Source organism: Cryptosporangium sp. NPDC051539, from assembly GCF_044454545.1.
GTDB lineage: Bacteria > Actinomycetota > Actinomycetes > Mycobacteriales > Cryptosporangiaceae > Cryptosporangium.
Window position 1 is genome coordinate 117,758 of sequence record NZ_JBITDV010000012.1, and the last position, 24,582, is coordinate 142,339.

Genomic DNA, 24,582 nt, shown 5'->3' on the forward strand with positions numbered 1-24,582 from the left:
TCTATCAGGGGTAAGCGGAAGTATCACCGAGCCCGAAGGAGCCGCAGTGGATTCCCGACAGCGGATCGTTGTGGTGGGGGCCGGTTTCGCCGGCTTGCACGCAGCCAAGACCGCTCTGCGCCAGACGCAGGGCCGAGCAGAAGTCGTGATCGTCAACCCGACCGACTACTTCCTCTACCTCCCCCTGCTCCCCGAGGTGGCGGCAGGTGTCCTCGAGCCCCGGCGCATCACCGTTCCCCTCCTGAACGCGGCCAAGGGGGTGCGGCTCGTGCTCGGTGAGGTCGACGGCATCGACACCGACGAGCACCGCGTGTACTTCCAAGGCCCGGAGGACGAACGCGGCTCGATCCGTTACGACCGGCTGATCCTGGCTCCCGGCAGCGTCAACAAGCTGCTGCCGGTGCCCGGCGTCTCCGACCACGCGCACGGCTTCCGCAGCATCGCCGAAGCGCTCTACCTGCGTGATCACCTGATCCGTCAGATGGAGATCGCCAGCAATACCCCCGACCCGATCGAGCGGGCCTCCCGCACCACGTTCGTCGTCGTCGGCGCCGGTTACACCGGCACCGAGGTGGCCGCGGCCGGGCAGCTGTTCACCGAGGCCGCGATGCGCCGGCTGCCGAACCTGCGCGAGGCGCGGTGCCGCTGGCTGTTGCTCGACCTGGCCCCGACCGTGCTGCCCGGGCTGGACCCGCGGCTCGCGACGGCCACCGACGAGATCCTGCGCAAGCGGGGGGTCGAGGTCCGGATGAAGACGTCGGTCGCCCAGGCGACCGACGACGGAGTCAAGCTCAGCGACGGCGAGTTCGTGCCGACCCGCACGCTGGTCTGGTGCGTCGGCGTCCGGCCGGACCCGCTGATCGAGAGCCTGGGCCTGCCGACCCAGTCCGGCCGGCTGACCGTCGACACCTACCTGTCCGTCGCCGACCATCCGGACGTGTACGCAGCCGGCGACAGTGCCGCGGTGCCCGACCTGACCCGGCCGGGGGAGATCACGGCGATGACCGCGCAGCACGCGCAGCGTCAGGGAGTCCAGGTGGGCAAGAACGTCGCCGCGTCGCTCGGGTACGGCGTCGCGGCCGAGTACAAGCACCACGACCTCGGGTTCGTCGTCGACCTGAGCGGGGCCAAGGCGGCGGCCAACCCGCTGGGCATCCCGCTGTCGGGGTTCCCGGCCAAGATCGTCACCCGCGGCTACCACCTGCTCGCGATGCCGGGTAACCACCCGCGGGTGGTGGCCGACTGGATCCTCGACGCCACGTTCCGGCGGCAGGTCAGCCAGCTCGGCCTGGTGCGGGGTACCTCGGTGCCGCTCGACACGGCGTCCGGTGTGGAACGTCCCAGCGGCGCGCACTGACATGCCGATACCCGGTGGCTGACGGGCCACCGGGCATCGGTACCACCTAGTTTCAGCGGCGACGACCTCGCCAACGGGCCGGGTACGCCGTACCGAAGCCGCACATGTGCAGAGCGATGAACAGCAGACCCAGCGCCACGAGCGTGTTCCAGTTGAACAGGTCGCTCACCGGAAGCTTGTCGATCAGGTCCAGGAACAACAAGATCCCGAACGTGATCGCGGCCAGGATGGCAAACATGCAGGGCTCCTCGGGGGATTAGGAGTTACACTGCGCCCCCAGTTCCCCGCCGCGACACCCGTGAAACTTTGCCCCTGACTCGGGGCTACCAGTTCTCCATCGATGCGGCGAAAATGCCCGCCAGATCCTCGGCGGCGGGCGTCCGTGGCGACACGCTGAGCAGCCGCTGCTGCTTGAGCGCCCCCTCGACCAGCGCGCCCACGTCGTCCGAAGTGAACCCCACGGCCGCCACGCCGGACGGGATGCCGATGTCGCGCATCAGCGCGATCAGCGCTTCGGGCAGACGCTCGACCGGAGCGGCGTCGGTCGCCGCCCCGCCCGAGAGCAGCGACGCGGCCCGGAGGTGCCGGTCGGGATCGGTCGGGAACGTGAACCGGAACGCCGCCGGAGCGGTCAGCGAGACCGACTGGCCGTGCGGCACCATCGCGTGGTCGGCGTCGAAGCCGGCCGGGCGGTACTCGCGCACCATCCCGGCGATCGGGTACGCGCAGGCGTGCGGGAGGTGGACGCCTGCGTTGCCGAAGCCCATCCCGGCGAACGTGGCCGCCATCATCATGTCCGTGCGCGCGTTCAGGTCGGTGCCGACCAGCACCGCCCGGCGGAAGCTGCGGGCGACCAGCTCCAGCGCCTTTTCCGACCAGGTGTCGGACACCGGGTTCGCACCGTTGTAGGCGACCCGGGTGTCGGCGGTGTGACGCAGGAACGTCGTGTAGTGCCGCGCGGTGTACGACTCCAGCGCGTGGCAGACGATGTCCATTCCGGACGCGGCCGTGACCGCGGCCGGCAGTGACAGCGTGACCAGCGGGTCCACGACCGCCAGCACCGGGCGCAGCGACGGGTGGCTGATTCCGGACTTCACCTTCAGCCCGAGGATGTCCAGCACGCAGACCGGGGTGCTCTCCGACCCGGTGCCTGCCGTGGTCGGGACCGCGATCAACGGTTTCGGCGGCTTGCGCGGAGCCAGACCCTCGCCCACCGGCTTGTTGACGTAGTCCATCAGGTCGCCACCGGACGTGCTGAGCAGGTTCACCGCCTTGCCGGTGTCGATCACCGACCCGCCGCCGACCGCGACGAACGCGTCGAATTCGGTTTCGCCGGCGAGCTCCGCCGCGACCGCGGCCGCGGCGCGCAGGCTCTCGTCGGTCGGTTCGCTGTGGGCCCGGTCGTAGACCGCGTAGTCCACTCCGGCCGCTTTCAGCGCCTCCCCGATGCGGGCAGGCAGGCCGGTGGCGGCGATCCGCGGATCGGTCAGCACGAGCACCCGGCGGACGCCGAGCCGCGCCACGTCGTAGCCCACCTCGTCGGCCGCCCCGGGCCCGAATTTCAACGGCGGTGCACCCCAGGTGAACACGGACTCGGTTCGCAGGTCGGTCATCGACGACTCCCCTCCAGCAGATCGGCCGCCTCGAACAGCGGAGCGCTCTTCTCGGCCAGCGGTGCCAGCGCGCTGCGCAGGACCACCGGAATGTCCAGTGTGCGCCGCGAGCCGCCGTCGACATAGACGTGGACGAACCGCCCGAGCGCGACGGCCTCCTGGTCACCTTCGCGGAAGACCGCGAGCCGGTACACCACGCTGGACCGGCCGAGCCGGGCCACGCCGATACCGACCTCGAGCCGGTCCGGGAACCCGACGGGTGCGAAGAACCGGCAGGACGTCTCGGCGACGAGCCCGATCGCCGGCAGTTCCCGGATGTCGCAGCCCGTGGCCTCGATCAGCCATCCGTTCACGGCCGTGTCGAAGTACGAGTAGTAGACGACGTTGTTCACGTGGCCGTAGTGATCGTTGTCGGACCAGCGGGTCGGGACGTCACGGAGCACCGGGAACGTGGCTCGGGTCGGACGGTTCGGCATGCGCCTATCGTGCCCTGATGCGTGCGGTGCGGGATATCGGCAATTCCGCCGGGCGAGCTTTACCTACTGTGCCGATAGGAATTGTTTTCTCGACCCGGGTCTGAAAGACTGGCGTCATGAGCGACGCTTGGTACCTCACCAGTCGCCTCCACATCGACTTCGGGCACGCCTCCAGTGCCTGGTGTCGGCGCTCCTGACCTAAGCGACCCCGCCCACTCGTCAGGAGTAGACCGATGAGCGTTCAATCCCTTTCCCCGCAGCGACGAAAGGCCCGGCCCGCCGGTGGGTCGTCGTCCGCATCGATCGTCGTCGAGGTCGCGGTCAGCGGCAGCGATGCGCTGGAGGCCGCGACGCGGCTGGCCCGCGAGATCCGTGATTTGCTGGATTCGGCCGGTGCCGACCCGTCCGGCGTCGTGGTGTCGGCCTCGGTCGGCCTCCAGATCGGCGCCGGTGCCCCGCGTGTCGCCCGGCCCGCGTTGAGTTCGGTCGGGACGACGTCCCGACCGGCGCAGGCTCAGCCGGCGCAGGCTCGGTCGGCGCCGGGACAGCCGGCTCCGGTGCAGTTGCCGACGTTCGTCGCACCCGCACCGCGTCGGCCCGAGGTTCCGGCGGTGCCGCCGGTCGTGGCCGCGTCCGTCGCGCCGTTGCAGATCTATCCGGAGCGGCGGGTCGCGCTGCTCGCCGGGGAGGCGCTCTCGCTCACCCGGCGGGAGTTCGATCTGCTGCTGTTCCTCGCCGAGCACGCCGGGCGGGTGTTCGATCGTCCCCAGTTGCTCCGGCTGGTCTGGGGCCACCAGGTCATCTGCGGCGAGCGCACGGTCGACGTCCACATCCGGCGTCTGCGGGCCAAGATCGAGAAGACCGGCCCGGTGATCTCCACCGTGCGTGGCGTCGGCTACCGCCTCGACGCGGCCGAGCGGGTCGCGGTTCTGCACGACCGCGCCTGAGACGACCGAAGGGGCCGGCGTCCGTGAACGCTGACCCCTTCGTGTGAACGTTGCTTACCGGCGGCGTAGCGCCTTCGGCGTCGGCATCGCGGTGAACGCGATCGTCTCCATGTCGCTCGGCGCCGGCATCGCCTGCGGCGTCGGGTCGGCCCGGGGGGTCGTCCGCATGTGCACGGCCAGCCCGGCCACCCCGGTGAGCGCGACCGTCAGCGTTGCCCCGACCGTGAACCCGGCCAGCGCCGGCAGGTCGGAGAACACTCCGCCACCGGCGATCAGGTGCTGGTAGGCCCAGTAGCCCTCCAGTGCGGTGGCGGTGGTGCCGATCGCCGCGATCACCGACCAGTGCAGGGGCTGACGTGCGGATTCGGCCAGGTCGAGCGTCCGGATCGTGTTGAGCGTCAGCGTGATGTCGGACGCTCCGGCAGGCCGGGTCTTGAGCGACCGGTGCGCGTCGCGCCGACGTCCGAACAGGATCAGGGCTCGGTCCGGGGATTCCGGGCGGGTCTCCAGCGCGCGGCGGGTGAGCCGGTGCACGGCGTAGCCGAGCGAGGCACCGACGAATGCGACGAGCACGATCGGGACGCCGCTGACGATCGCCAGACCGGCCGCGGCGGCCGACCAGAGCGCCGAACCGATCGTCGCGAGCACGATCGCCGACCGTTTCGGGTTGCCCGAAATGACGGTGGTGGCGACGGCGACCGCCAGAGCGACCATCGTGACGTAGAGAACCATTTGGTCAGTCTAAGTCATCCTTCACAAGTTCCTGTCAGACCCATCGCGTGTTCTGAGGTGCAACCATCGGCACGCGCGGGCATGGTCCCTGGCGTCGGCTCCGGTCCGGGGCGGCCTCCGCCGGAACCGGTGAGCGTGGCCGCCCTATCCTGTGAGTTCGTTGAACACGGCAGAAGGAGCGGGCGATGGCCAAGCGCGAGCGTCGGCTCGCTCTTCCCGGCTACGCCCGTGGGGTCTGGCAGCGGGTAGCGGCCGGACGCCCGGGCGGCCGGCACCGGAGCGGGCCCCCGGACCCCGGCACGCCGGAGGCTCCCGAATCGCCGGAGCGGCCCGATCCGCGGCGCGCGGCATCGGTCGACGACCTCGGCGACCCCAACTTCGGCCGGCCGGATCACGACCGGGCCCACCGCACGCCGGGGGAGCGCCGCCGTAGCGACCAGATGCCGCGCTGGCTGCCGCGCGCGTTCGTGGTGGCCGGACTGACCGTCACCGGCTTCGTGCTGACCTGGTGGCTGCTGGGCCGCCTGCGTGACCTGATCGGGCTGCTGCTGCTGGCGCAGTTCCTGGCGTTCGCGCTCGAGCCCGCGGTGAACTGGCTGGCCCGGCGCGGCTGGAAGCGCGGGGCCGCGACCGGCGTCACGATGCTGGTCGTGCTGGCCGCGCTGACCGGGTTCATGGTCGCGGTCGGCTCGCTGCTGGTGTCCCAGGTCACGACGCTGTCGGCGCGGTTCCCGCAGTACCTCGATCTGAGCGTCGACTGGCTCAACAGCACGTTCGACACGCACATCTCGATCCAGCAGATCCAGGACCAGTTCACGGCCAGCGACGGGCCGCTCCGCCGCTGGGCCGAAGGGCTCGCGAGCAACGCGGTCGATCTGAGTACCAGCGCGCTCGGCGTCCTGTTCCAAACGCTGACCGTGCTGCTGTTCGGGTACTACCTCTGCGCGGACGCGCCCCGGGTGCGGCGGTCGCTCTGCTCGGTGCTGCCGCCGGCCCGCCAGCGGGACGTGATGCGGGCCTGGGAGATCGCCGTCGACAAGACCGGCGGGTACCTGTACTCACGGCTGGTGCTCGCGCTGGTGTCGAGCCTGGCCCACTACATCGTGCTGTCGATCCTCGGCATCCAGTACTCGGTGGCGCTGGCGCTCTGGGTCGGGCTCGTCTCGCAGCTGATCCCGACCGTCGGTACGTATCTGGCCGCTGCGCTCCCGCTGATCGTCGCGCTCGTGGCCGACCCGGTGGACGCGCTGATCCTGCTCGTGTTCGTGATCATCTACCAGCAGGTCGAGAACTATCTGCTGCAGCCGCGGATCACGGCCAGGACGCTCGATCTGCATCCGGCGGTCGCGTTCGGGGCCGTGCTGGCCGGTGCCGCCGTGCTCGGGCCGATCGGCGCCGTGCTGGCGATTCCGTTCGCGGCGATCAGCCAGACGTTCGTCGGGTCGTACATCCGCCGGTACGACGTCGAGGAACACCCGATCCACGATCCGGTGGCGATGGCGCGGATCCCGATCGCACCGGCGCCGCCGATGCCGCCGCGCTCGGGTGAGGACGCACCGCACCACGCCGACGGCTCGGTGTCGGCTCCGGCCCCGGCGTTGCCGGAACCGGACCCGGAGCCGGAGCCGGAATCGCGTCCGCCGGAGCCGCCGGAGGACGACGAGAAGCGGGTCACCGCGGAGTGACACCGGAGACGCGGGAGACACAGTGGGACCAACCGTCGGAGTTCCGTTCGGCAGCCTCTCCCGGGCGCGGTACCGCGGTGCGGTGATCCGCCCGTCCGGGGCCCAGGAGAGCTTGAACGGCGCGGTCGTCGAGTACTACCGGCAGTGGCAGGCGGCGTTCGTCCGGCCGGAGCCGTGCGGACGCGACTGGGCCGCGATCGTCTCCCCGGACGCCGGGCTGCCGTACATCGGCGAGGCGCAGGGCTGGGGCCTGGTGATCACCGCGCTGATGGCCGGGGCCGACCCCGACGCCCAGCGGCAGTTCGACGCGATCCTGCGGTACGTACTGGGGCACCCGTCGTCGATCGATCCCGACCTGCACGCGGCCGAGCAGAACGAGCGCTGCGAGAGCATCAACGGCGGCGACTCGGCCACCGACGGCGACCTCGACATCGCCTACGGCCTGCTGCTCGCGGCCGAACAGTGGGGCACGCCGACCCACGGCGGCCCGAGCTACGCCGACCTCGCCCGCCGCCGGATCGAGGCGATCAAGCGCAGCCTGGTCGAGCCGCGGTCGCACCTGCTCCGGGCCGGAGACTGGGCCCGCGACGGCGACGACGACGTGAGCCGGATCTCCCGCTCGTCGGACTGGATGCTCGGCCACTTCCGGGCCTACCGCGCGGTCAGCGGCGACCCGTTCTGGGACGCCGTGCTCGAGGCGCACCTGTCGCTGATCACCCGTCTGCAGGGCTCGTACTCGCACGGCACCGGGCTGCTGCCGGATTTCGTGACCGACATCGACCGGGAGCCCCGCCCCGCCCACGGTGAGATCCTGGAGAGCGAGAACGACGGCAGCTACTGGTGGAACGCCTGCCGGGTGCCGTGGCGGATCGGCACCGACGCGGTGCTCTCGGGTGACCCGAGGTCGATCGACGCGGCCGGTGCGCTGAACACGTTCGCCCGCAACACCACCCGGGACGACCCGACCCGGATCCGCGCCGGGTACTCGCTGAAGGGCCGGGCACTCACCGACGACCTGGAGCCGGCGTTCGTCGTCCCGTTCGCGGTGCCGGCGATGCTGGACCCGAACGGCCAGCAGTGGATCGACAACCAGTGGCACTACCTGACGACGACGCCGGTTCGCCCGGACGCGTACTACCCGGCGACGATCGGCCTCCAGGTGCTGCTGGTACTCACCGGCAACTGGTGGACCCCCGGAGTGTTTTAGGACTTGGGGGCGGGCTGGAACGTGTTGGCGAAGTTGCTGAAGTACGGCTTGCCGGAGCTCCACAGGCTCTCCGGCGTCTCCCAGTAGAGGCTGTACGCCTGGGTCGGCGACGTCACGAAGCCCCGGTTCAGCACGTGGATCTGCTGGCCGCCGCGGTTGAACGTGAACTCCCAGTCGGCGGCGGTCGAGTAGTTCCGGTACGGGACCTTCTTGATGGAGATCCGCTGGTAGCCGTTCCCGCGGGACTGACGTCCGGACTCCTGGTCGGTCCAGTCCGCGACCGCGTCCGCCTTCGGCTGGTCGGACTGCTGGATCAGCAGGAAGTAGCCCCGCTGGTTCTCGATGCGGAACCCGCCGCTGCTGTTCGACGAGCTCCAACCATCGGGGACGCCGATCGTGAAGCCGCCCGGCCCGGTGACCCGGTGCCAGCCGGCCGGAAGCGCGGTGCTGCCGTTGCCGGCGTCGGCCGACGCCGGCGGGCTGGTCGGAGCACTCGGCGACGCGGACGCCGAGCCCGAGGCGCTCGTGCTCGGAGCGGGGGAGCTCGCATTCGCCGACGGCGCGGCCGACGACGAGGACGGGGTAGCGACGTTCTTCGTGTCGTCCGCGTCCTTCCGCGAGAGCACGTAGGCGAGGCCGGCCACCACGAGCAGCACGACCAGGACGGCGGCGACCGCGCCGATCAGCGGGCCGCGGCTCTTCTTCCGGTCGGCCGGCGTCAGCGGGGTGCTGCCCGAGGGCGGGATCGTCGCCCGCCGGGGCGTCTTCGTCGCCGGCTCGGAGCCGAACCCGACCGCGACGGGTTCGGCGGACTCCGGGTCGGCGCCGGCCGGTGAGACCGGGGCCGGGCTGACCGACGCCTCCTCCGGAGGCGTCCGCTGCGCGGGTGTGGCGGGCACGGCCGGGCTCGTCGGGGACACCTGTTCCACCGGGGCGTCGGCGGCCGGTGCCGCCGGGCTGGTGGGTTTCGCCGCGTCGGCCGGTGCCGGGCTGGTCGGCTTCACCGCACCCGCGGCGGCCGGGCTCGCCGGGGCGACCACCTCGGCAGCAGGCAGGATCGCCGTTGCCGCCGGAGCCCGCCGGCGCGGACGCTCGGGCGCGGGCGGCAGCGCGGCCAGTGAGATCTTGCGGAGCGCGAGCCGAGCGTCCTCCACCGACGGACGCTTCGTGGGCTCGCGCTGGAGCAGCGCGGTGAGCACCGGGGCCAGCGGACCGGCCTTCACGAACGGGTCGGGGTCTTCCATCGCGGCCGCGGTAAGAATCGGGACAATTCCGTCTCGGTCGTACGGGGGACGCCCCTCGACGGCGGTGTAGAGCGTCGCTCCGACGGCCCAGAGGTCGCTGGCCGGACCGGCGGGCAAGCCTCGGGCGCGTTCCGGCGCGATGTAGGAGGGCGAACCGAGGATCAGCCCGGACCGGGTCATCGCCGGGTCGCCCTGGACGCTGGCGATGCCGAAGTCGGCCAGCACGACCCGGCCGTTGTCGCCCACCAGCACGTTGCTGGGCTTCACGTCGCGGTGGAAGATGCCGGACGCGTGCGCGACGCCGAGTGCGTTGAGCAGCTGGACCCCGATCGAGGCGACGCGCTCGGGCGGAAGCGGCCCCTCGTCGCGGACGACCTGGTTCAGTCCGCGCGCTTGGACCAGTTCCATCACGATCCACGGCCGGCCCTCGACCTCGACGACGTCGAAGACCGTGACGACGTTGGGATGGCTCAGCCGGGCCGCGGCACGGGCCTCGCGCTTCGTGCGCTCCATCAGGTCGTCGCGCGTCTCGTCGTCGACGCCGGGGGGCAGCAGCACCTCTTTGACCGCGACGTCACGGTCGAGCAGCTCGTCGTGGGCGCGCCAGACCGTGCCCATACCGCCCCGACCAAGCTGGTCGACGAGGCGGTAGCGGCCCGCCAAGACCGTCTGCTGCGTGTCGGCCATCGCTCTGAGGTACCCCCGAGTCCGTCACCGAAACGATACCGATTCTCCACTGTGTCCGTTGAACGGGGGACCGGTGCCGTAGTTGCCCAGGTCAGGATGGGTCAACGGGTCAAGTGGCCTACGTCATACCAACCGGCCAGTTTGCCGGTTTTGGGCCAACGCGGAGTTTCGGGCAAACGAATGTCTGCTCGGGTTTGGTCGCAAAACGGAAACAGTCCTAGGTTCTGACCCGTCGCGGCGGTACGAAAGTGCTGGTCCGCCGCGATTTGCGGGCCATCTCGGGCGGTTCAGGGGAGCCGCCCGCTCGAAGGAGGATCTGTGCGTAACCCTCTCGCCCGCCGGTTCAGCCGGGTTGCGGCGCTGACCACCGCGGCAGCGCTCGCGCTGGCGATCACGGCCTGCTCGCCGCCGGAGAAAAAAGACGACTCGAGCGGTGGCGGCGACACGGCGAAGGCGGCCTCCGCCACCAGCGCCAAGGACCTCGGCACCCTCGACGACCTGGTGTCGGCGGCGAAGAAGGAGGGGACGCTGAACGTCATCGCGCTCCCGCCGGACTGGGCCAACTACGGCAACGTCATCAAGGGCTTCGAGAGCAAGTACGGGCTGAAGGTCACCTCGTCCCAGCCCGACGCGTCCAGCGCGGACGAGATCACCGCGGCCAAGAACCTCAAGGGCCAGGACCGCGCGCCCGACGTCTTCGACCTCAGCCCGGCCGTCGCCGCCGCGAACACCGACCTGTTCGCCCCGTACCAGGTCGAGACGTTCGCCGACATCCCGGACGGGCTGAAGGACCCGAAGGGCACCTGGGTCAACGACTACGGCGGCTACATGTCGATCGGGTACGACTCGAGCAAGGTGCCCGCGCCGACCTCGGTCGCGGACCTGCTCAAGCCAGCCTACAAGGGCAAGGTCGCCCTCAACGGTGACCCGACCCAGGCCGGTGCCGCGTTCTCCGGCGTCGTGATGGCCTCGCTGAGCAGTGGCGGTTCGGCCGACGACATCGCACCCGGCGTCGACTTCTTCAAGAAGCTCAAGGGCGCCGGAAACTTCCTGCCGGTCGACCCGACCCCGGCGACGATCGAGGCCGGCCAGACCCCGGTCGTCATCGACTGGGACTACCTCAACGTCGCCCAGGCCGTGAAGACCCCGTCGTGGAAGACCGTCGTCCCGGCGAACGCGGTGCTCGGCAGCTACTACGTCCAGGCGATCAGCAAGGACGCTCCGCACCCGGCCGCGGCCCGGCTGTGGCAGGAGTACCTGTACTCCGACGAGGGGCAGAACCTGTGGCTCGCGGGTGGGGCCCGCCCGGTGCGCGCCGACGCGATGGAGAAGGCCGGCACGATCGACAAGGCCGCGTTCGGGAAGCTGCCGGCCGTGACCGGCACGCCGGTCTACCAGACCGACGCGCAGACCACGAAGACCAAGGAATACCTCGCCGCGAACTGGGCGAAGGCCGTTGCCTGAGTCAGCTCCTCCGGTTGAGGTGCTGACTCGCCCGACCCCGCCCCCCGCACCGGGGGTCGGGGCCGGGCGGTGGCGCCTCCGATCCCTGCCGACGCTGCTCGGCGTCGTGCCGTTCGGCGCCTACGTCGTCATCTTCCTGATCATCCCGACGCTGGTCGTGGCGATCGGAGCCTTCGCCGCGAACCCGGAGGACGGTGGCGGCTTCACGCTGGAGAACATCAAGGCGCTCGGCGAGTCGCAGGTGCTGGACGCGTTCGTCTTCAGCATCTCGCTCTCGCTGGCGTCCGCGGTGATGGGCGCGGTCCTCGGTGCGCTGCTCGCCTACGCGGTGGCCACCGCGAAGCCGGACGGCCTGCTGCGGCGGATCGTCACGTCGGCCTGTGCGGTGCTCGCGCAGTTCGGCGGCGTCACGCTCGCGTTCGCGTTCTACGCGACGATCGGCCTCACCGGTTTCGTCACGCTGTACCTGCAGAACCACTTCGACGTCGACATCTTCGCCGGTGGCGTCTGGCTGTTCGAGTTGCCGGGCCTGACGCTCGTCTACACCTACTTCCAGATCCCGCTGATGGTCATCGTGTTCCTGCCCGCGCTGGACGGCATCCGTCCGCAGTGGCGGGAAGCCGCGGAGAGCCTCGGCGGCTCCACCTGGCAGTACTGGCGCCTGGTCGGGGGCCCGCTGCTCGCGCCGTCGTTCCTCGGCTCGACGCTGCTGCTGTTCGCGAACGCGTTCTCGGCCTACGCGACCGCGGCCGCGCTGGTCAGCCAAGGTTCGCCGATCGTTCCGCTGCAGATCCGGACCGCGCTGACGAGCGAGGTGCTGCTCGGCCAGGAGAACGTCGGCAAGGCGCTGGCCCTCGGCATGGTGGTGGTCGTGGCGGTCGTGATGTGGTTGTACGCGCTGCTGCAGCGCCGGACCTCACGGTGGCTCGGGTGAACGCGTCGCGGCGGTTGAAGCTGCGGATCTTCCGCTGGGTCGTCGTGGTGCTGCTCGGGTTGTTCTTCCTGCTCCCGCTGTACGCGATGCTGGAGTTCACGACTCGGGCGGCCGGTGGCGGCCGCTCGTTCGAGGTCTGGAAGACGCTGGCGAACTGGGGCCAGATCCAGGAGGACTACCCGGACCTCTCGACCGGCATCGTCTACTCGCTGGAACAGGCCGCGCTCACCGCGGTACTGATGCTGATCCTGCTCGTCCCGACGATGGTGTGGATCCGTCTCCGGCTGCCCTGGCTGCGCCGGCCGATGGAGTTCCTCTGCCTGCTCCCGCTGACGATCCCGGCGATCGTCCTCGTGGTGGGTCTGGCTCCGGTCTACGCCTGGGTGACGTACCTGATCAGTGGTTCGTCGCTCTGGCTGACGTTCGCGTACGTGATCCTCGTCCTCCCGTTCGCCTACCGCGCTCTGGACGCCGGGCTCTCGTCGATCGACGTCAAGACGCTGTCCGAGGCGGCTCGCAGCCTCGGCGCCGGCTGGGGCACGGTGCTCTGGCGGGTCGTGCTGCCGAACATCCGCTCGGCCGTGCTGTCGGCGGCGTTCCTCTCGGTCGCGCTGGTGCTCGGCGAGTTCACCATCGCGTCCCTGCTCAACCGGGAGAACCTGCAGGTCGCGATCAACCTGCTGGGCAAGAGCAGCGCCACGATCTCGGTCGCGGTCTCGCTGGTCTCGCTGGTTCTCGCGTTCGTCCTGCTGTTCGCACTCTCGTTCGTCGGTGGCCGACGGCGTTCCAAGGAGGCCTCATGACGGCGGTGGCTGATCTTCGTCAGGACAGTGTCGAAGTAGCCCTGACCGGCCTGCGCCGGACGTTCGGCACGGTGCACGCGCTCGACGGACTCGACCTGACGCTCTCACCCGGTGAACTGGTCGCCCTGCTCGGTCCGTCCGGGTGCGGCAAGACCACCGCGCTGCGGGTGCTGGCCGGTCTCGAGGACGCCGACGCCGGCACCGTGACCGTCGGCGGCAAGGACCTGACCCGGGTTCCCGCCAACAAGCGGAACATGGGCATGGTCTTCCAGGCCTACAGCCTGTTCCCGCACCTCACCGCGGTGCAGAACGTCGAGTTCGGGCTGCGGTTGCGGAGGATTTCGTCCTCCGAGCGGCGGAAGCGGGCGTCCGAGGCGTTGGAGCTGACCGGGCTCTCGGCGCAGTCCGGGCGGTACCCGCACGAGATGTCCGGCGGGCAGCAGCAACGGGTCGCGCTGGCGCGTGCGCTGGCGATCCGGCCGGCGGTGCTGCTGCTGGACGAGCCGCTCTCGGCCCTGGACGCGAAGGTCCGCGTGCAGCTGCGGGACGAGATCCGGCGGATCCAGCTCGAGGTCGGCACGACCACGCTGTTCGTGACCCACGACCAGGAGGAGGCCCTCGCGGTCGCCGACCGGGTCGGCGTCATGCGCGCGGGCAACCTGGAGCAGATCGGGCCTCCCGAGGAGGTCTACGCGCGACCGTCGACCGCGTTCGTGGCCGAGTTCGTCGGGCTGAGCAACCAGCTGCCCGGCGTCGTCGGTGCCGGCGGGACCGTGGAGGTCCTCGGTCAGGTGCTGCCGCTGGCCCAGACCGACATCGCGGCCAAGGGCACTCCGGTGACGGCCTACGTTCGGCCGGAGGCCGTGCAGATCTCGGCCGACGACACCGGCGACGCCCGGGTGGTGGCCGCGGCGTTCCTCGGACCGAGCAGCCGGGTGACCGTGACGATGCCGGGTGGCGAGACCCTGACCGCGCAGGTGCCGAGCTCGACGGTGTCGGCGCTGGGCCCGGGTACGGCGGTCCGGGTGTCGTTCGCGCCGACACCCGTTGCGGTTTCTGCCTGAAAGCGGCGGTTCGGTGGGGCCGCGACTCGATCGTCGCGGCCACGCCCCCTCCTACGTGTGGTCCTGAGTTCACTCCAGCCGGGGTGAGCTCAGGACGCCGTCTTCGACCGCGCGGTCGCGCAGCTCGAGCTTCGTCCTGGCCGCCCGTCCGGCCTGCTCGTACTTGTCGCGGACGCGGTCGAGGTAGCTCTTCGCGGTGCCCTGCTTGACGTTGAGGCGTCTCGCCACGCTCGACATCGTCAGGCCGGACGCGTAGAGCCGGAGCGCCTCCCGCTCCTGGCCGGACAGCTCCGGCACCCCGTACGACTTCGTCCGTTGGATCAGCGCCGCGTGGCTCTGCGACACGTGCCGCTCCCCGTGTGCCGCTGCCGCGAGCGCCTGGCGCATATCGCTCGCGTCCTGCGATTTGCGGACGTAACTCAGCGCGCCGGCGCGGCCCGCCTCGTGCACCAGACCGGCGTCGTCGATCGTGCTGCACGTGACGACCGCGAAACCGGCCTGGATCAGCGCGACGACGTTCTCGGCCACCCGTCTACCGTCTCTCAGACGCAGGTCGAGCAGCGCGACCGGAGTGGTCGGCTGCTCTTCCGGGTAGGGCCGGGGCCGGGCCGGCGGCATGCCGTTGATCCGGCGCAGCTGACCGTTGTACCCGGGAGCACCGTTGTACCCGGGAGTGTTGTGCGCCGGGTTTCCGCCGTGGGCCGGTGGCGGCGCCGGCCGGGTGTGCCCGGTGAACCCGTTCGGTGGTGCGCCGCGCGCGAGCAGCTCGGTCACCGACTTCGCCGTGCCGATCACGCGGACGTCGAGCCCGTCCGTCGATCCGTCGGGTCTCGGGGTCACGTTCGAAAGCCACGCGGCGATCCCGTGCAACAGGATCTCGTCATCGTCGACGACCACCACGCGGATAGGGCCGCCGAAGCGGCTCAGGCCGCTGTCTTCGTGTCCCATGTCACCTCCAGCCAGGCGATGCTTGTCATTTCCGGTTCGATGTCAACGCGAATGCGGCGATCGGGTACCAGCTGATGGCCGGTACCGACCGCCACGGCCTCCAGTACCGGCGCGGGTGTGCCGGTGGGGAAGCAGAAAGTGATCGCGATCTCTTGGGGCGTGCCGCGCACGGTGAGCGTGGCTTCACCGGGCAGCGCCTCCATCAGCATCCGGTCGGCCAGCTGCGTGAACGTGCGCTGCCAGTCCGGGGAGAGTGCGTCGAGGCCTTCGCCGAGATGCAGGATCGGCACGATGTCGCGCTGCCGTGCACTGCGGGTGACGGCGGCGACGGCGTCCAGGGTGGCTATCGGGGTCGTGAGGTCGTCGTGGTCGACCAACGCGCGGACCTCGGCGGCGGCGAGCTCGCACCGTCTTCGGACCATCGGGGTGTCGGGGTCGGCGCTTCCGTTGGTCAGGGCCCGGAGCAGCGGGAACAGGTCGCGGTTGAGCGCCGCGTCACGTTGCCGGCGATCGGCGGCCACGGCCTCGCGCGCTGCGCGCGCAGCGTCCAGATGGTGGTGTTCGGCGAGAGCGCTCGCCGCGTCGGTCGCGTGCTGACGGAGCTGCAGGACGATCACCAGCGCCCCGACCTGGGGAATTCCGGCGCCGAAGACGACGCCGAGCGCGATCGCCAGCGCCGGGCCCGAGCCGCTCCACTCGATTCCGACCGCGACGAGGATCGTGAGCGCCAGCGAGAGCCAGGCCAGGTCGAACCACCGCGGCCGCTGGACCGCGAACACGGCGAGGATCCATCCGAGGACGCCGATCGGCCAATTGGCCGGGCTGAGCAGCCCGGCGGGCGTGCAGTCGATCAGGACGACGACCGCCGCGACGAGCGAGATGCCGGTGAGCCAGGTGGCGTGCCGGTCGATCCAGTCGGACGGGAAGTTGCCTTTGCCCTGCAGGGTGACGAGCGCGACCTGGAGCAGCGTGACGACGAACAGGACGAGCCAGCCGGTGAGCGCGATCCAGCCGGTGCGGTACTCCGACCAGCTGGTGAGCAGCAGGGCCAGGCTCAGCGCCTGCCAGAAGTGACCGATCCAGGCGAGGGCGAGCAGCCCGTACCGGGTGAACCGGTCGGCGAGCACGCGTTCTTCGAGCAGGGGCTCGGCGGCGGGCCGGGAGGGCCCGGCGGATGCGGGCGCGCCGCAGACGGGCGCGGTGTCGGCGACGGCGGCCCACGGGGGAGCGGGGCGGATGACCTGGGCCGCCGGGGCGGCCCAGCGGAGGGTGACCACGGTGCCGCGACCGATCGCGGACCGGACGCTCGCGGAGCCCCCGATCGCGGACATCCGGCCGGTCAGCGACTTGGAGAGCCCGAGCCCGCCGCTGGAGGCCTTGGCCGGGTCGAAGCCGCGGCCCCGGTCGTAGATCGTGAGCTCGAGCGCGTTCCCGGCTCCGCGGGCGGAGATGCCCACCTCGGTGGTGCCGGCGTGCTTCTCGACGTTCGACAGCGCCTCCCGGCTCGCGGCCGTGAACGCCGCGGTCACCTCGGCCGGGAGCTGGTCGTTCGGAGCACCGTCGGCGGCGTACGGGCGGAGTCCCCGGTAGGACGCCTGACGTGCGGCGACTTCGACGAGCTGGCGGCCGGTGCGCACCGGGTCGTCGGTCTCGGAGTCGCGCGAGAGGGCTTCGAGGTCGTCGGTGCACCGCGCCCGGACGATGTCGGCGCGGCCCCGGAGGCCGCCGCGGGCGACCGCGGTCAGCGTCGTCAGCACCGTGTCGTGCAGCAGGAGGCGGCGGGCGCCCCGGTCGTGCAGGCGGGCCCGCTCGACCGCGTCCGCGCGCCGGGCGATGTTCCGCCTGGCGATCGTCGCGTCGGCGTTGCCCGCACCGAGGCGCACCAGCCGGACGAGCATGAGGCCGATCGCCGCCAGGGCGAGCAGCACACCGGCGGCCTGCGCGGTGCCTTCGAACGGTCGGGCCAGCCCGAACGGCTCGTTGCTGCCGGCCTGCATCCCGGCCATCCGGGAACCGAACAGGTACGCGGCGATCTCGACGAGCGCGACCACCCAGACCAGGGGCGCCCGGAGCCGCCAGGACGCGAGCAGGATCGAGACCCCGGCCCAGCCGACGACCCAGCTCCCGGCGGCGCCGGTGTATTCGGTGGGGAGCAGCCGGACCATCGCGATCAGCAGCCCGCACGAGACCAGGACGTCGCCGAGCACGGTCCAGACCGGTAACTGTCCGCCACGCCAGCACGTCCACGCCGCGATCAGCCCCCAGGCGACCGCGCCGACGAGGAGCACGTCCCGCCAGAACGAGGGTGCGGCCACGGCTCCGCTTCCGTACGCGACGACCGGCGCGACGACGCACCACGCCGTTCGCAGCACGGCCGCCGATCGCGCCGCCACCGGCCCCAGCCCGACTTCGCGGGCGAGCAGGGTGGCCGACGGGGGTGCGGAATCCGTAGGTGTGGCCAGGTCACCGTCGTGGTACTCGGGCGGCACGTGCTCCGGTCTACCGCGTAATGCGTAGACCAATGTCAGCGGCATCCCGTCTATCCTTCGCTGTCGTCACGCGGGTGTAATTCGCTCCGATTTCGGCTTAACACATCCCCTACGAACGCGAAAACCTTTCAGGTATTGGCGGCTGCCCTGTCTTTGCCCATCGAGGGGCCTGCTCACGCGCGTGGTTCCGGCCGGTACCAGGGTCGAGTTGTGGGCTGCTGAGTCAGTGCTCGTCGGCGCCAGTGACGCTGTGTGATCATTTCCGGGGACGTCCAGATTTATTGACTTTCCGAGTCACGGAATTGCCGGTGAGTTCCGTGCGGTTCGGACACTGTGGATTCCCCGGAACCGGATTCCGCAATGACGTGGCTGCGAGTATGCCCCCAAAGTGGCGTCAGCGGGGGGCAGGCCGGTTGGCCAGGGCAGGTTCGGTAGGACGGCCGATGTCGCCCTGGGCCGTATGGATGGCGGCGCCGGGTTGGGTGACCGGTGTGTTCCCGAGAGGCCGGTGTGGCGGCTGAAGTAGCCCGGCTTAAGACAGCCCGAAGGCTCGCGTAAACCGGCCACCCGAATTAACCGGAGGGCGCTGCGCCCCGGCACGATGAGACCCGTTTAGATGAGCACCGGTCTGTTCGGCGGGTGTGGGGGTGCCTGGCGTTGGAAGCGTCCGGTGTGGAGTACGGAGGAACGGCTTGACCAGCAGGGCGTCAACCGACAAAGGCGTTCGGGCGTGACCCGGAATCGCCCGGGGGATGACTCGCGGGACGAGCTGGCCGAGACCGACTTCTTCGGTGCTCCGCGCTCCCGGGACGGTGGCGCGCGAGCTCGTTCGCGGTCCGGTGACACGGGTGAGATCCGGGTCGGCACCGACCTGCCCGACTCCGGTCCCGGTCGTCACCGCGAGGCCGGGAGCCTGCGGGCCGGCGGAATCGCCGAGTGGCGGCGGGACCTGGACGCCTACCGCGCCCCCGAGCCGCGTCGGGAAGGCGACCCGCGTCGGGGAGACGACCCGCGTCGGGGAGACGACCCGCGTCGGGAAGACGGCCCCGAGGGCGCTGCGGACGTGTGGCGCGAGGGCGGCGCGGGACTGCGGCGCGAGGGCGGCGCGGGACTGCGGCGCGAAGGTGGCGCGGCCGGGCGGGGCGACAGCGCGGCCGGGATGGACGGGCGGCGCGCGATCGAAGCGCGCCGGGAGACCGAGTCGCGCCGCGGGCCGGTCGGTTCGGAGCCGGGCAGGCCGGAAGCGCCGAGCCGGGCCATCGCGGGCAGTGCGGTCGCGGGTGTGGCCGGTGCGGTCGCGGCCCGTGGCGCGGGCAACAGCGCAGGCGCGGGCGGTACCGCGGCGGGCAGCAGCGCAGGTGGCCGTGCGGCCGACGGCAGCGCGGCCGGCAGCGGTGCGGCCGGCAGCGGCGACGACGTGTTCCGGTCCGCGACGCGGACGTCCGAGCGACCGAGCACCTTCTTCTCGCCGGCCGGCTTCTCGCCCGACGGCTTTTCGCCGGACGGCGCGGGCCCGGAGCCGGGTGGCGCGGCTGCGCGCAGCGCGTCCTTGGGGCCGTTGGCCTGGTCGGCGTCTGCCGGCGGATCTCCGGCCGACGCCGAGACCCGAGTGATCTCCCGGCCTCCGGCCCGTACCGCCTCCGCCGCCTCCACCGGCTTTCTCGGCGGCGTCCGTCGGGCGCTCCGGCGGCGCTGGCTGGCTCCGGGGCTCGCCGGTGGTGCCGTGCTCGGCTCGGTCGCGCTGGTCACCGGCGTCGCGCAGTTCGCCGGTACCGCCTGCGCCGCCGTCCCGATCGCCGTCCACGCCGCGGTCCCGGCACCCGGAACCACGGTCAGCGGCAACGCCACGTTCTTCGACGGCGGCGTCGGCAACTGCTCGTTCCCCGAGTTACCCGCCGACGACCTCTACGTCGCCCTCGGTCCGTCCGAGTACTCCGGCTCCGCGGCCTGCGGCGAGTACCTCGACGTGACCGGCCCGTCCGGCACCGTCCGGGTCAAGGTCGTCGACCAGTGCCCGGAGTGCGCGGCCGGTCACATCGACTTGAGCCGCGAGGCGTTCGCCCAGATCGCCGACCCCGACGCCGGTGACGTGCCGGTGACGTTCACGGCGGTCGCCAACCCGCCGGTTCCGGGCAAGCTCAGCGTCCAACTGAAGGACGGTTCCTCGGAGTTCTGGCTGGCGCTGCTGGTCGACAACCACGGGAACCCGCTCACGAAGGTCGAGGTCTCCTCGTCCGGATCGAGCTTCACGGCGCTGAGCCGCACGTCGTTCAACTTCTGGGTCGCCGAAGGCGGCCTCGGCGCGGGTCCGTTCTCGGTGCGGGTCACCGACAACCAGGGCCGGACCGCGACCATCCCGAACATCGCACTGAGTCCGGGCGAAGTGCAGGAGTCGGACGTCGCACTCGGCGACGGCCGGCTGGTGGCTCCGCTCGTGCCGTCGAGGTCGGCCACGCCGAAGCCGTCGGCCTCGGCCGGTTCCACCAGGGCGTCCGGGTCGGAGTCCGCGTCTTCCGGGCCGCTCGCGGCCGCCGGTCCGAACAGCAGCGAACGGGCCGGAACCGGCTCGACCACGGCAGCGACACCGGACGCGGACGCGTCCGAGGAGATCGCGGCCAACCCAGTACCGTCGAATTCGGCTGCGACACCTCGCCAGTCCGAGTCGGCGGCCGGATCCACGGGGCGGAACACATGTGGCTAGGCCCAGGGGGGCGTCGGCGGTTGGTGGCACGGCGGGGGCGACGGCGCCCACCGTCCGCGCGCAGGGGACCGATCGGTCCTCAGCTGAGCCGGCCTCCGGCCGGTCAGCCCAAATCGTCACGCTGAGAGGCGTACGCGTCGGACAATGACCTGATGGCTCACGCCACGGTCACCGTCGACCTCGTCGTTCGCGATCTCCTCCACGAGGATCTCGCGGGCTGTGCGTGGGCCGGTCCGCCGACCCGCCTGCACTTCATTTCCGCTGCGCTCGGCAGGCGGACGTCCGGCGCTGTCGATTATCTGGCGGTCTGCGGGCCGAGCGACTTACCGCTCGGCGTCGGCGGCGTCGACTACGGCCGCGGTGTGGACGCGGGGTGGCTCTGGCAGATGGCCGTGCACCCGGCGTTCCGTTCGTGCGGGATCGGCACGCTGCTCGTGCGGAGCGCGGAGGAGCGCATCCGGCGGCGGGGGCGGTCGTTCGCCGAGCTGGGCGTGGAACAGGCGAACGTGGGGGCGCGGCGGTTGTACGCGCGGCTGGGGTACGAGGTCGTGCGGGAGCAGGGCGAGGAGTGGGACGTCGAGGACGCCGCCGGACGGCGGATCCGGCGGCGGGCGCACTGCACGGTGATGCGGCGGTCCTTGCTGCCCTGACTGTCGTCGCCGAACTGGGTCGTTGCCGAACTGGGTCGTTGCTGCGCCTGGGCCGCCGCTGGGCGGCGGCCGGAGGGCACTCGGGTCAGGCGTCGACCTCGACGACCTTCAGCAGGACGATCGAGACGTTGTCCTTGCCGCCACCCTCGAACGCGGCGTGCAGGAGCGCGTTGACGCTGTCGACCGGGTCGGCGTGCGGGTTGGCGAGCGCCGCGGGCAGGGCCTCGGGCTCGCTGTAGTCGGTCAGCCCGTCGCTGCAGAGCAGGAAGCGGTCGCCCGGCACCACCCGGTGCTCGGAGACGTGCGGGTGGATCACGCTCTCCTGGCGGGTACCCCCGAGCGTCTGCGTGACGATCGTGGTGAAACGCCGGCCCGAGGCCGGGTCCAGCGGCGGCGAGTCGTCCACCGAGAGCTGCTCGAGCGCGCCGTCGTCGCCCACCCGGTAGCAGCGGCTGTCGCCGACGTTCAGGCAGAACGCGCGGTCTCCGTCGAGGACGAGGCCGACGACCGTGGTGCCCATGCCGTACCAGTCGGGGTTGTGCGCCATCTCGGCGAACACCGCGTCGCTGGCGCCCCGGACCGCGGCCACGATCGCCTCGTCGTCGTGCAGGTCGGGCGTGGCGTCGCTGAGCAGCGCGGCCGCGAGCCGGCTGGCCCGGAAGCCCTCGACGTGCCCGCCGAGCCCGTCGGCCACGAGGAACGACACCGGGCGATGGGTGTTCACATCCAGCCGTACGGGCTCGTTCTCGAACGCGCCGGACAGGAACCCAGCGACTGCCAGGGTGTCCTCGTTGCGGCCGCGGACCAGGCCGCGGTGTGTCACCGCGACTACGTCGACCCTGGTCACCGTGGACCTCCTCTACCGGCTCTGTGGCGACAGGCTATGCCCCGCCAGCATCCTGTGCTGCTCTCCGCGCCGCGAGGGACGCCGAAAGCCGCAGCGTCCGGTGCGCGACGTGTGGAGGCGCCGCGGCCCGGACCGGCAATCGTTGTGGACGCCGTTGACCGACGTCACCGCGCGGATGGTACCCAGTCGCCGCCAACCCGTCCGCTCGCGGCCCACGTTCTCGGGGGTGGCGGGGTGATTCGGGTGGCTCCGCCGGGGTGGCCCGTCGACCCCCGGACAAGCGTTCTGGGGACAACCGGGCGGGCTGTGGAGGGCCAATTCGCCGCCTATTTCCCGCGCATTCTTGGTGCCTCGACGAATTCGGAGGTGTTTGTGGTGGGGACCATGTTGTGCGCGGCGGTGCTGGCGTCCGGAGCGGTGGCGCTGGGCACGACCGGGCCGGCACCGGTGACGTTCCACGTCCGGTACCAGGCCGAGGGCGGCAGCCATCAGACTTACCTGGACGCCCTGCAGAACGGGGGTGTGGCGGGGGAGGCGTGGCTCGACTCGTCCGAGCACGACGAGCGGCGGGCCCGGACGCTGACGGTCTGCGACCGGCGGCCGGACGGGGTCGGAGTTGCGGCGCGAATTCTCGTTCCGGACGGCCGGAGAATTGTTTATGTGGCGCCGGTGGGGCGTCGTTGTTCCGAGCGCGTCCTCGGTTATCCGATCGTGCGCTGGCAATTGTCGTTCGGTGGTCGTTTCTCCGGGGAGGTGCCTCCGCCGCCGCTGGTGTGAGTCCAGGCGAAGTCGACGCGGGCGACACTGGCGACGCGGTCGGCCACGGCGTCCCGGGTCCAGTGCCCGCGGACGCCGGGCCGCTCGGCGAGGTAGTCGGTGACCGTGCCCGGGTCCCAGCCGTGTGCCTCGGCCAGCCCGCCGGCGATCAGTCCGAGGTACCGCGGCGCCGGTGCCGCCGGCTCGATGTCTGCGCAGGCCCAGGGAGCGGTGAACGTCAGCATCGGGTGGTCGTCCAGGTGGCCGGGGCTGACCAGCGTCTCGTACCGGCCCGGTCCGAGCGTGGCCAGGCCCTCGCCGAGCGCCTCGGCCAGGTCGAGGTCGGCGTCCGGCGTCCGGCCCATCTCCTGGGCGGCGATGTCGGCGAATTGGCCCGCCGTGACCAGGTATCCCCGGGCGGCGGCCCGGCCGGGTAAAGCCGGGTCGTAGAACGCCATCCCGCCGGTCCAGGTGCGCGACTCGAGCGCGAAGTAGATGCCGCCGGGCAGGAACACCGGGGTGGTGCGGCGGGGCGGCCGCGGGTCGCGGGAGCCCGGGTAAGTACGGGCGGCGCCGGCCGGACGTCCGCCGGCCAGGTAGTAGTGCAACCGGTCGGCGTGCAGGTTCGACCCGTACGCGACGTACCACACCAGGTCGGCCATGCGGTCCAGCATGCCTGCGCGGGTAGGCTCGGGCGCGTGACCGAGCCCGCGAAGCCCGCTGAACCGACGCTGGACGTCCGGATCGATTCGTGGCTGCGGGGTTTCTCCAAACGGCGCGATGTCGATCGGGGGAAGAAGCGCACGAAGACCGTCCGCGTGCTCGTCTACTGGCCCGAGGCCGAGTGGGCCACGATGGCGGAGCGCTGGCCGCAGTTCGTTCCCGAGTACGGCGACGACCACGACACGCACCGCCGCATGGTCGAAGACATGCTGCGCACGCACTCCGAAGAGGCGAACGTGTCGCTCGGCATCGCGTCGCTGACCGTCGACGGGCTGGTGGAGTTCGCGCACGCTCGCGAGCTCGACCCGGTGACGTCGGAGACCCGGGCGGCGTACGCGGCCGAGCTGGGCCGGGCCGGCACGGTGAAGTCGTGGCCGCCGTCGTTGCGCCAGAAGTGCTGGTGCGGCTCCGGGAAGAGCTACCGGGAGTGCTGCGCCGCCCTCTGAATCGGTGACCGGCCGGATCGGGTGCTCGGGTGGTTCGTCGGACGAGGTCACGGAAGCCCGACAGGCTAGCTGACGAGCTGGGCCCGGCTGTCGCGGACCGGGTAGCCGAACGAAGCGGTGACCACCAGCGGGGCGAGCGTGCCCCCGGAGCCGTCGGACCCGGCCCAGGTCACCGCCCAGGTGATCGCGATCGTCATCCGGTAGCCGCCGGTGTGCCGGTAGGTGTGCCCGCAGTCGGGCGAGCCGCCCGGCCCGTCGGCGGGATCGGTGAGCGGCGTGCCGGGGTTCCGGCAGACGACGCCGGCGCCGTCACCAGGGTGCCACGTGATGCGTACCGGTGCCGCGGCGACCGTGGCGCTGAGCGTGCCCGCCCTGACCGTACGGGTCAGCGGCGTCCGCCAGGGCCCCGGGTCGGTCCAGAGCCAGACCGGGACGCCCCTGAGCCCGCCACGGGTGCCGTCGGCGAAGTGGACCAGCGGACGGAGCGCCGGAGCCGGTAGCGGCAGCGTGAGCCGGCTGCGGGCTTCCTCGGCCAGCGCGGGCACCCCGGAGCCGCCGCTACCGGCCAGGCACAGCGCGTTCAGCGAGGCGTTCGGCACCAGACATTCCTCGGGCGCGTCGGTGGCCCGCGGCGGCGCGGGCCGCTGCGTCTTCCGCCCGCCGTCACGCACCCGGATGTCCACCGACCGCCGGTTGTCGCCCCGGACGGTGATCGGACCGTCGTCCGCGCCCACCGGGCAACTCGGCAGCAGGCTCGACAGAAGCGCCACGGCCACGGCTGTCACCGCAGCCCATCGCCGTGCACGCAC

General features: G+C 71.5%; 22 protein-coding genes. 12 read left to right on the top strand and 10 right to left on the bottom strand.

Annotated elements, in window-relative coordinates:
- The first annotated feature begins 46 nt into the window (after positions 1–46).
- The gene (locus tag ACIBZJ_RS32665) at positions 47–1,357 is read left to right on the top strand and encodes an NAD(P)/FAD-dependent oxidoreductase (protein WP_395936530.1); all 1,311 of its coding nucleotides are present in this window, start codon (positions 47–49) and stop codon (positions 1,355–1,357) included.
- Positions 1,358–1,409: 52 nt separating this feature from the next.
- Here the strand turns inward: ACIBZJ_RS32665 and ACIBZJ_RS32670 are convergent, their stop codons facing one another.
- From ACIBZJ_RS32670 to ACIBZJ_RS32680, 3 genes are all read right to left on the bottom strand, one after another.
- Entirely contained in the window at positions 1,410–1,595 is a 186-nt protein-coding gene (locus ACIBZJ_RS32670) for a hypothetical protein (RefSeq protein ID WP_395936532.1), read from the bottom strand.
- Positions 1,596–1,680: 85 nt separating this feature from the next.
- A complete protein-coding gene (locus ACIBZJ_RS32675) occupies positions 1,681–2,970 on the bottom strand; it encodes a hydroxyacid-oxoacid transhydrogenase (RefSeq protein WP_395936534.1) in 1,290 nt (429 codons plus the stop codon).
- Positions 2,967–3,446: an acyl-CoA thioesterase gene (locus ACIBZJ_RS32680; RefSeq protein ID WP_395936536.1), complete on the bottom strand. Its 480-nt coding sequence runs from the start codon at positions 3,444–3,446 to the stop codon at positions 2,967–2,969. Before ACIBZJ_RS32680 ends, ACIBZJ_RS32675 begins: the two co-directional genes overlap by 4 nt.
- 233 nt (positions 3,447–3,679) lie before the next feature.
- Between ACIBZJ_RS32680 and ACIBZJ_RS32685 the strand changes: the two genes are divergently transcribed.
- Complete coding sequence (locus ACIBZJ_RS32685; RefSeq protein WP_395936538.1) at positions 3,680–4,393, top strand: winged helix-turn-helix domain-containing protein; 714 nt, start codon at positions 3,680–3,682, stop codon at positions 4,391–4,393.
- A gap of 54 nt (positions 4,394–4,447) precedes the next feature.
- On the opposite strand, the gene ACIBZJ_RS32690 is transcribed toward ACIBZJ_RS32685, so the two are convergent.
- Positions 4,448–5,125, bottom strand: coding sequence for a hypothetical protein (locus tag ACIBZJ_RS32690; protein ID WP_395936540.1), 678 nt, complete (start codon positions 5,123–5,125; stop codon positions 4,448–4,450).
- A gap of 185 nt (positions 5,126–5,310) precedes the next feature.
- Here ACIBZJ_RS32690 and ACIBZJ_RS32695 point away from each other — a divergent pair, with 185 nt between their 5' ends.
- Positions 5,311–6,810: an AI-2E family transporter gene (locus ACIBZJ_RS32695; RefSeq protein ID WP_395936542.1), complete on the top strand. Its 1,500-nt coding sequence runs from the start codon at positions 5,311–5,313 to the stop codon at positions 6,808–6,810.
- Between the two features lie 22 nt (positions 6,811–6,832).
- Positions 6,833–8,017, top strand: a complete 1,185-nt coding sequence (locus ACIBZJ_RS32700; RefSeq protein ID WP_395936544.1) for a glycosyl hydrolase family 8 — start codon at positions 6,833–6,835, stop codon at positions 8,015–8,017.
- Here the strand turns inward: ACIBZJ_RS32700 and ACIBZJ_RS32705 are convergent.
- Entirely contained in the window at positions 8,014–9,948 is a 1,935-nt protein-coding gene (locus ACIBZJ_RS32705) for a protein kinase (RefSeq protein WP_395936546.1), read from the bottom strand. The two genes, ACIBZJ_RS32700 and ACIBZJ_RS32705, sit on opposite strands and share 4 nt — an antisense overlap.
- A 318-nt stretch (positions 9,949–10,266) precedes the next feature.
- On the opposite strand from ACIBZJ_RS32705, the gene ACIBZJ_RS32710 reads away from it, so the two are divergent.
- The 4 genes from ACIBZJ_RS32710 to ACIBZJ_RS32725 are packed head-to-tail and all read left to right on the top strand — an operon-like array spanning position 10,267 to position 14,213.
- On the top strand, positions 10,267–11,412 hold the full coding sequence (locus ACIBZJ_RS32710; protein WP_395936548.1) for an ABC transporter substrate-binding protein: 1,146 nt from the start codon (positions 10,267–10,269) through the stop codon (positions 11,410–11,412).
- Between the two features lie 19 nt (positions 11,413–11,431).
- Complete coding sequence (locus tag ACIBZJ_RS32715) at positions 11,432–12,346, top strand: ABC transporter permease (RefSeq protein ID WP_395936550.1); 915 nt, start codon at positions 11,432–11,434, stop codon at positions 12,344–12,346.
- Complete coding sequence (locus ACIBZJ_RS32720) at positions 12,334–13,149, top strand: ABC transporter permease (protein WP_395936552.1); 816 nt, start codon at positions 12,334–12,336, stop codon at positions 13,147–13,149. Before ACIBZJ_RS32715 ends, ACIBZJ_RS32720 begins: the two co-directional genes overlap by 13 nt.
- Complete coding sequence (locus tag ACIBZJ_RS32725) at positions 13,146–14,213, top strand: ABC transporter ATP-binding protein (protein WP_395936554.1); 1,068 nt, start codon at positions 13,146–13,148, stop codon at positions 14,211–14,213. Before ACIBZJ_RS32720 ends, ACIBZJ_RS32725 begins: the two co-directional genes overlap by 4 nt.
- A gap of 69 nt (positions 14,214–14,282) precedes the next feature.
- Here the strand turns inward: ACIBZJ_RS32725 and ACIBZJ_RS32730 are convergent, their stop codons facing one another.
- On the bottom strand, positions 14,283–15,161 hold the full coding sequence (locus ACIBZJ_RS32730; RefSeq protein ID WP_395936556.1) for a LuxR C-terminal-related transcriptional regulator: 879 nt from the start codon (positions 15,159–15,161) through the stop codon (positions 14,283–14,285).
- Positions 15,137–17,695 carry a sensor histidine kinase gene (locus ACIBZJ_RS32735; protein WP_395936558.1) on the bottom strand — a complete coding sequence of 853 codons (2,559 nt, stop codon included), beginning with the start codon at positions 17,693–17,695 and terminating at the stop codon, positions 15,137–15,139. The genes ACIBZJ_RS32730 and ACIBZJ_RS32735 overlap by 25 nt, the downstream gene beginning before the upstream one ends.
- Before the next feature lie 685 nt (positions 17,696–18,380).
- Between ACIBZJ_RS32735 and ACIBZJ_RS32740 the strand changes: the two genes are divergently transcribed.
- Together ACIBZJ_RS32740 and ACIBZJ_RS32745 are read left to right on the top strand one after the other, a co-directional pair.
- On the top strand, positions 18,381–20,351 hold the full coding sequence (locus tag ACIBZJ_RS32740; protein ID WP_395936560.1) for an expansin EXLX1 family cellulose-binding protein: 1,971 nt from the start codon (positions 18,381–18,383) through the stop codon (positions 20,349–20,351).
- Positions 20,352–20,503: 152 nt separating this feature from the next.
- The gene (locus tag ACIBZJ_RS32745) at positions 20,504–21,001 is read left to right on the top strand and encodes a GNAT family N-acetyltransferase (RefSeq protein ID WP_395936562.1); all 498 of its coding nucleotides are present in this window, start codon (positions 20,504–20,506) and stop codon (positions 20,999–21,001) included.
- 85 nt (positions 21,002–21,086) lie between these two features.
- On the opposite strand, the gene ACIBZJ_RS32750 is transcribed toward ACIBZJ_RS32745, so the two are convergent.
- Positions 21,087–21,848, bottom strand: coding sequence for a PP2C family protein-serine/threonine phosphatase (locus ACIBZJ_RS32750; protein ID WP_395936564.1), 762 nt, complete (start codon positions 21,846–21,848; stop codon positions 21,087–21,089).
- 375 nt (positions 21,849–22,223) lie between these two features.
- On the opposite strand from ACIBZJ_RS32750, the gene ACIBZJ_RS32755 reads away from it, so the two are divergent.
- Complete coding sequence (locus ACIBZJ_RS32755; RefSeq protein WP_395936566.1) at positions 22,224–22,625, top strand: hypothetical protein; 402 nt, start codon at positions 22,224–22,226, stop codon at positions 22,623–22,625.
- On the opposite strand, the gene ACIBZJ_RS32760 is transcribed toward ACIBZJ_RS32755, so the two are convergent.
- Entirely contained in the window at positions 22,550–23,266 is a 717-nt protein-coding gene (locus ACIBZJ_RS32760) for a histone deacetylase (protein WP_395936568.1), read from the bottom strand. The two genes, ACIBZJ_RS32755 and ACIBZJ_RS32760, sit on opposite strands and share 76 nt — an antisense overlap.
- Before the next feature lie 36 nt (positions 23,267–23,302).
- On the opposite strand from ACIBZJ_RS32760, the gene ACIBZJ_RS32765 reads away from it, so the two are divergent.
- Positions 23,303–23,773, top strand: coding sequence for an SEC-C domain-containing protein (locus ACIBZJ_RS32765; RefSeq protein ID WP_395936570.1), 471 nt, complete (start codon positions 23,303–23,305; stop codon positions 23,771–23,773).
- Between the two features lie 65 nt (positions 23,774–23,838).
- On the opposite strand, the gene ACIBZJ_RS32770 is transcribed toward ACIBZJ_RS32765, so the two are convergent.
- The gene (locus ACIBZJ_RS32770) at positions 23,839–24,549 is read right to left on the bottom strand and encodes a hypothetical protein (protein WP_395936572.1); all 711 of its coding nucleotides are present in this window, start codon (positions 24,547–24,549) and stop codon (positions 23,839–23,841) included.
- Between the last annotated feature and the right edge of the window lie 33 nt (positions 24,550–24,582).

Coding starts and splice junctions, on each gene's coding strand:
- ACIBZJ_RS32670 (WP_395936532.1), bottom strand. CDS start 1,595: ATGTTTGCCATCCTGGCCGCGATCACGTTCGGGATCTTGTTGTTCCTG.
- ACIBZJ_RS32675 (WP_395936534.1), bottom strand. CDS start 2,970: ATGACCGACCTGCGAACCGAGTCCGTGTTCACCTGGGGTGCACCGCCG.
- ACIBZJ_RS32680 (WP_395936536.1), bottom strand. CDS start 3,446: ATGCCGAACCGTCCGACCCGAGCCACGTTCCCGGTGCTCCGTGACGTC.
- ACIBZJ_RS32685 (WP_395936538.1), top strand. CDS start 3,680: ATGAGCGTTCAATCCCTTTCCCCGCAGCGACGAAAGGCCCGGCCCGCC.
- ACIBZJ_RS32690 (WP_395936540.1), bottom strand. CDS start 5,125: ATGGTTCTCTACGTCACGATGGTCGCTCTGGCGGTCGCCGTCGCCACC.
- ACIBZJ_RS32695 (WP_395936542.1), top strand. CDS start 5,311: ATGGCCAAGCGCGAGCGTCGGCTCGCTCTTCCCGGCTACGCCCGTGGG.
- ACIBZJ_RS32705 (WP_395936546.1), bottom strand. CDS start 9,948: ATGGCCGACACGCAGCAGACGGTCTTGGCGGGCCGCTACCGCCTCGTC.
- ACIBZJ_RS32725 (WP_395936554.1), top strand. CDS start 13,146: ATGACGGCGGTGGCTGATCTTCGTCAGGACAGTGTCGAAGTAGCCCTG.
- ACIBZJ_RS32730 (WP_395936556.1), bottom strand. CDS start 15,161: ATGGGACACGAAGACAGCGGCCTGAGCCGCTTCGGCGGCCCTATCCGC.
- ACIBZJ_RS32735 (WP_395936558.1), bottom strand. CDS start 17,695: ATGCCGCTGACATTGGTCTACGCATTACGCGGTAGACCGGAGCACGTG.
- ACIBZJ_RS32745 (WP_395936562.1), top strand. CDS start 20,504: ATGGCTCACGCCACGGTCACCGTCGACCTCGTCGTTCGCGATCTCCTC.
- ACIBZJ_RS32760 (WP_395936568.1), bottom strand. CDS start 23,266: ATGGCCGACCTGGTGTGGTACGTCGCGTACGGGTCGAACCTGCACGCC.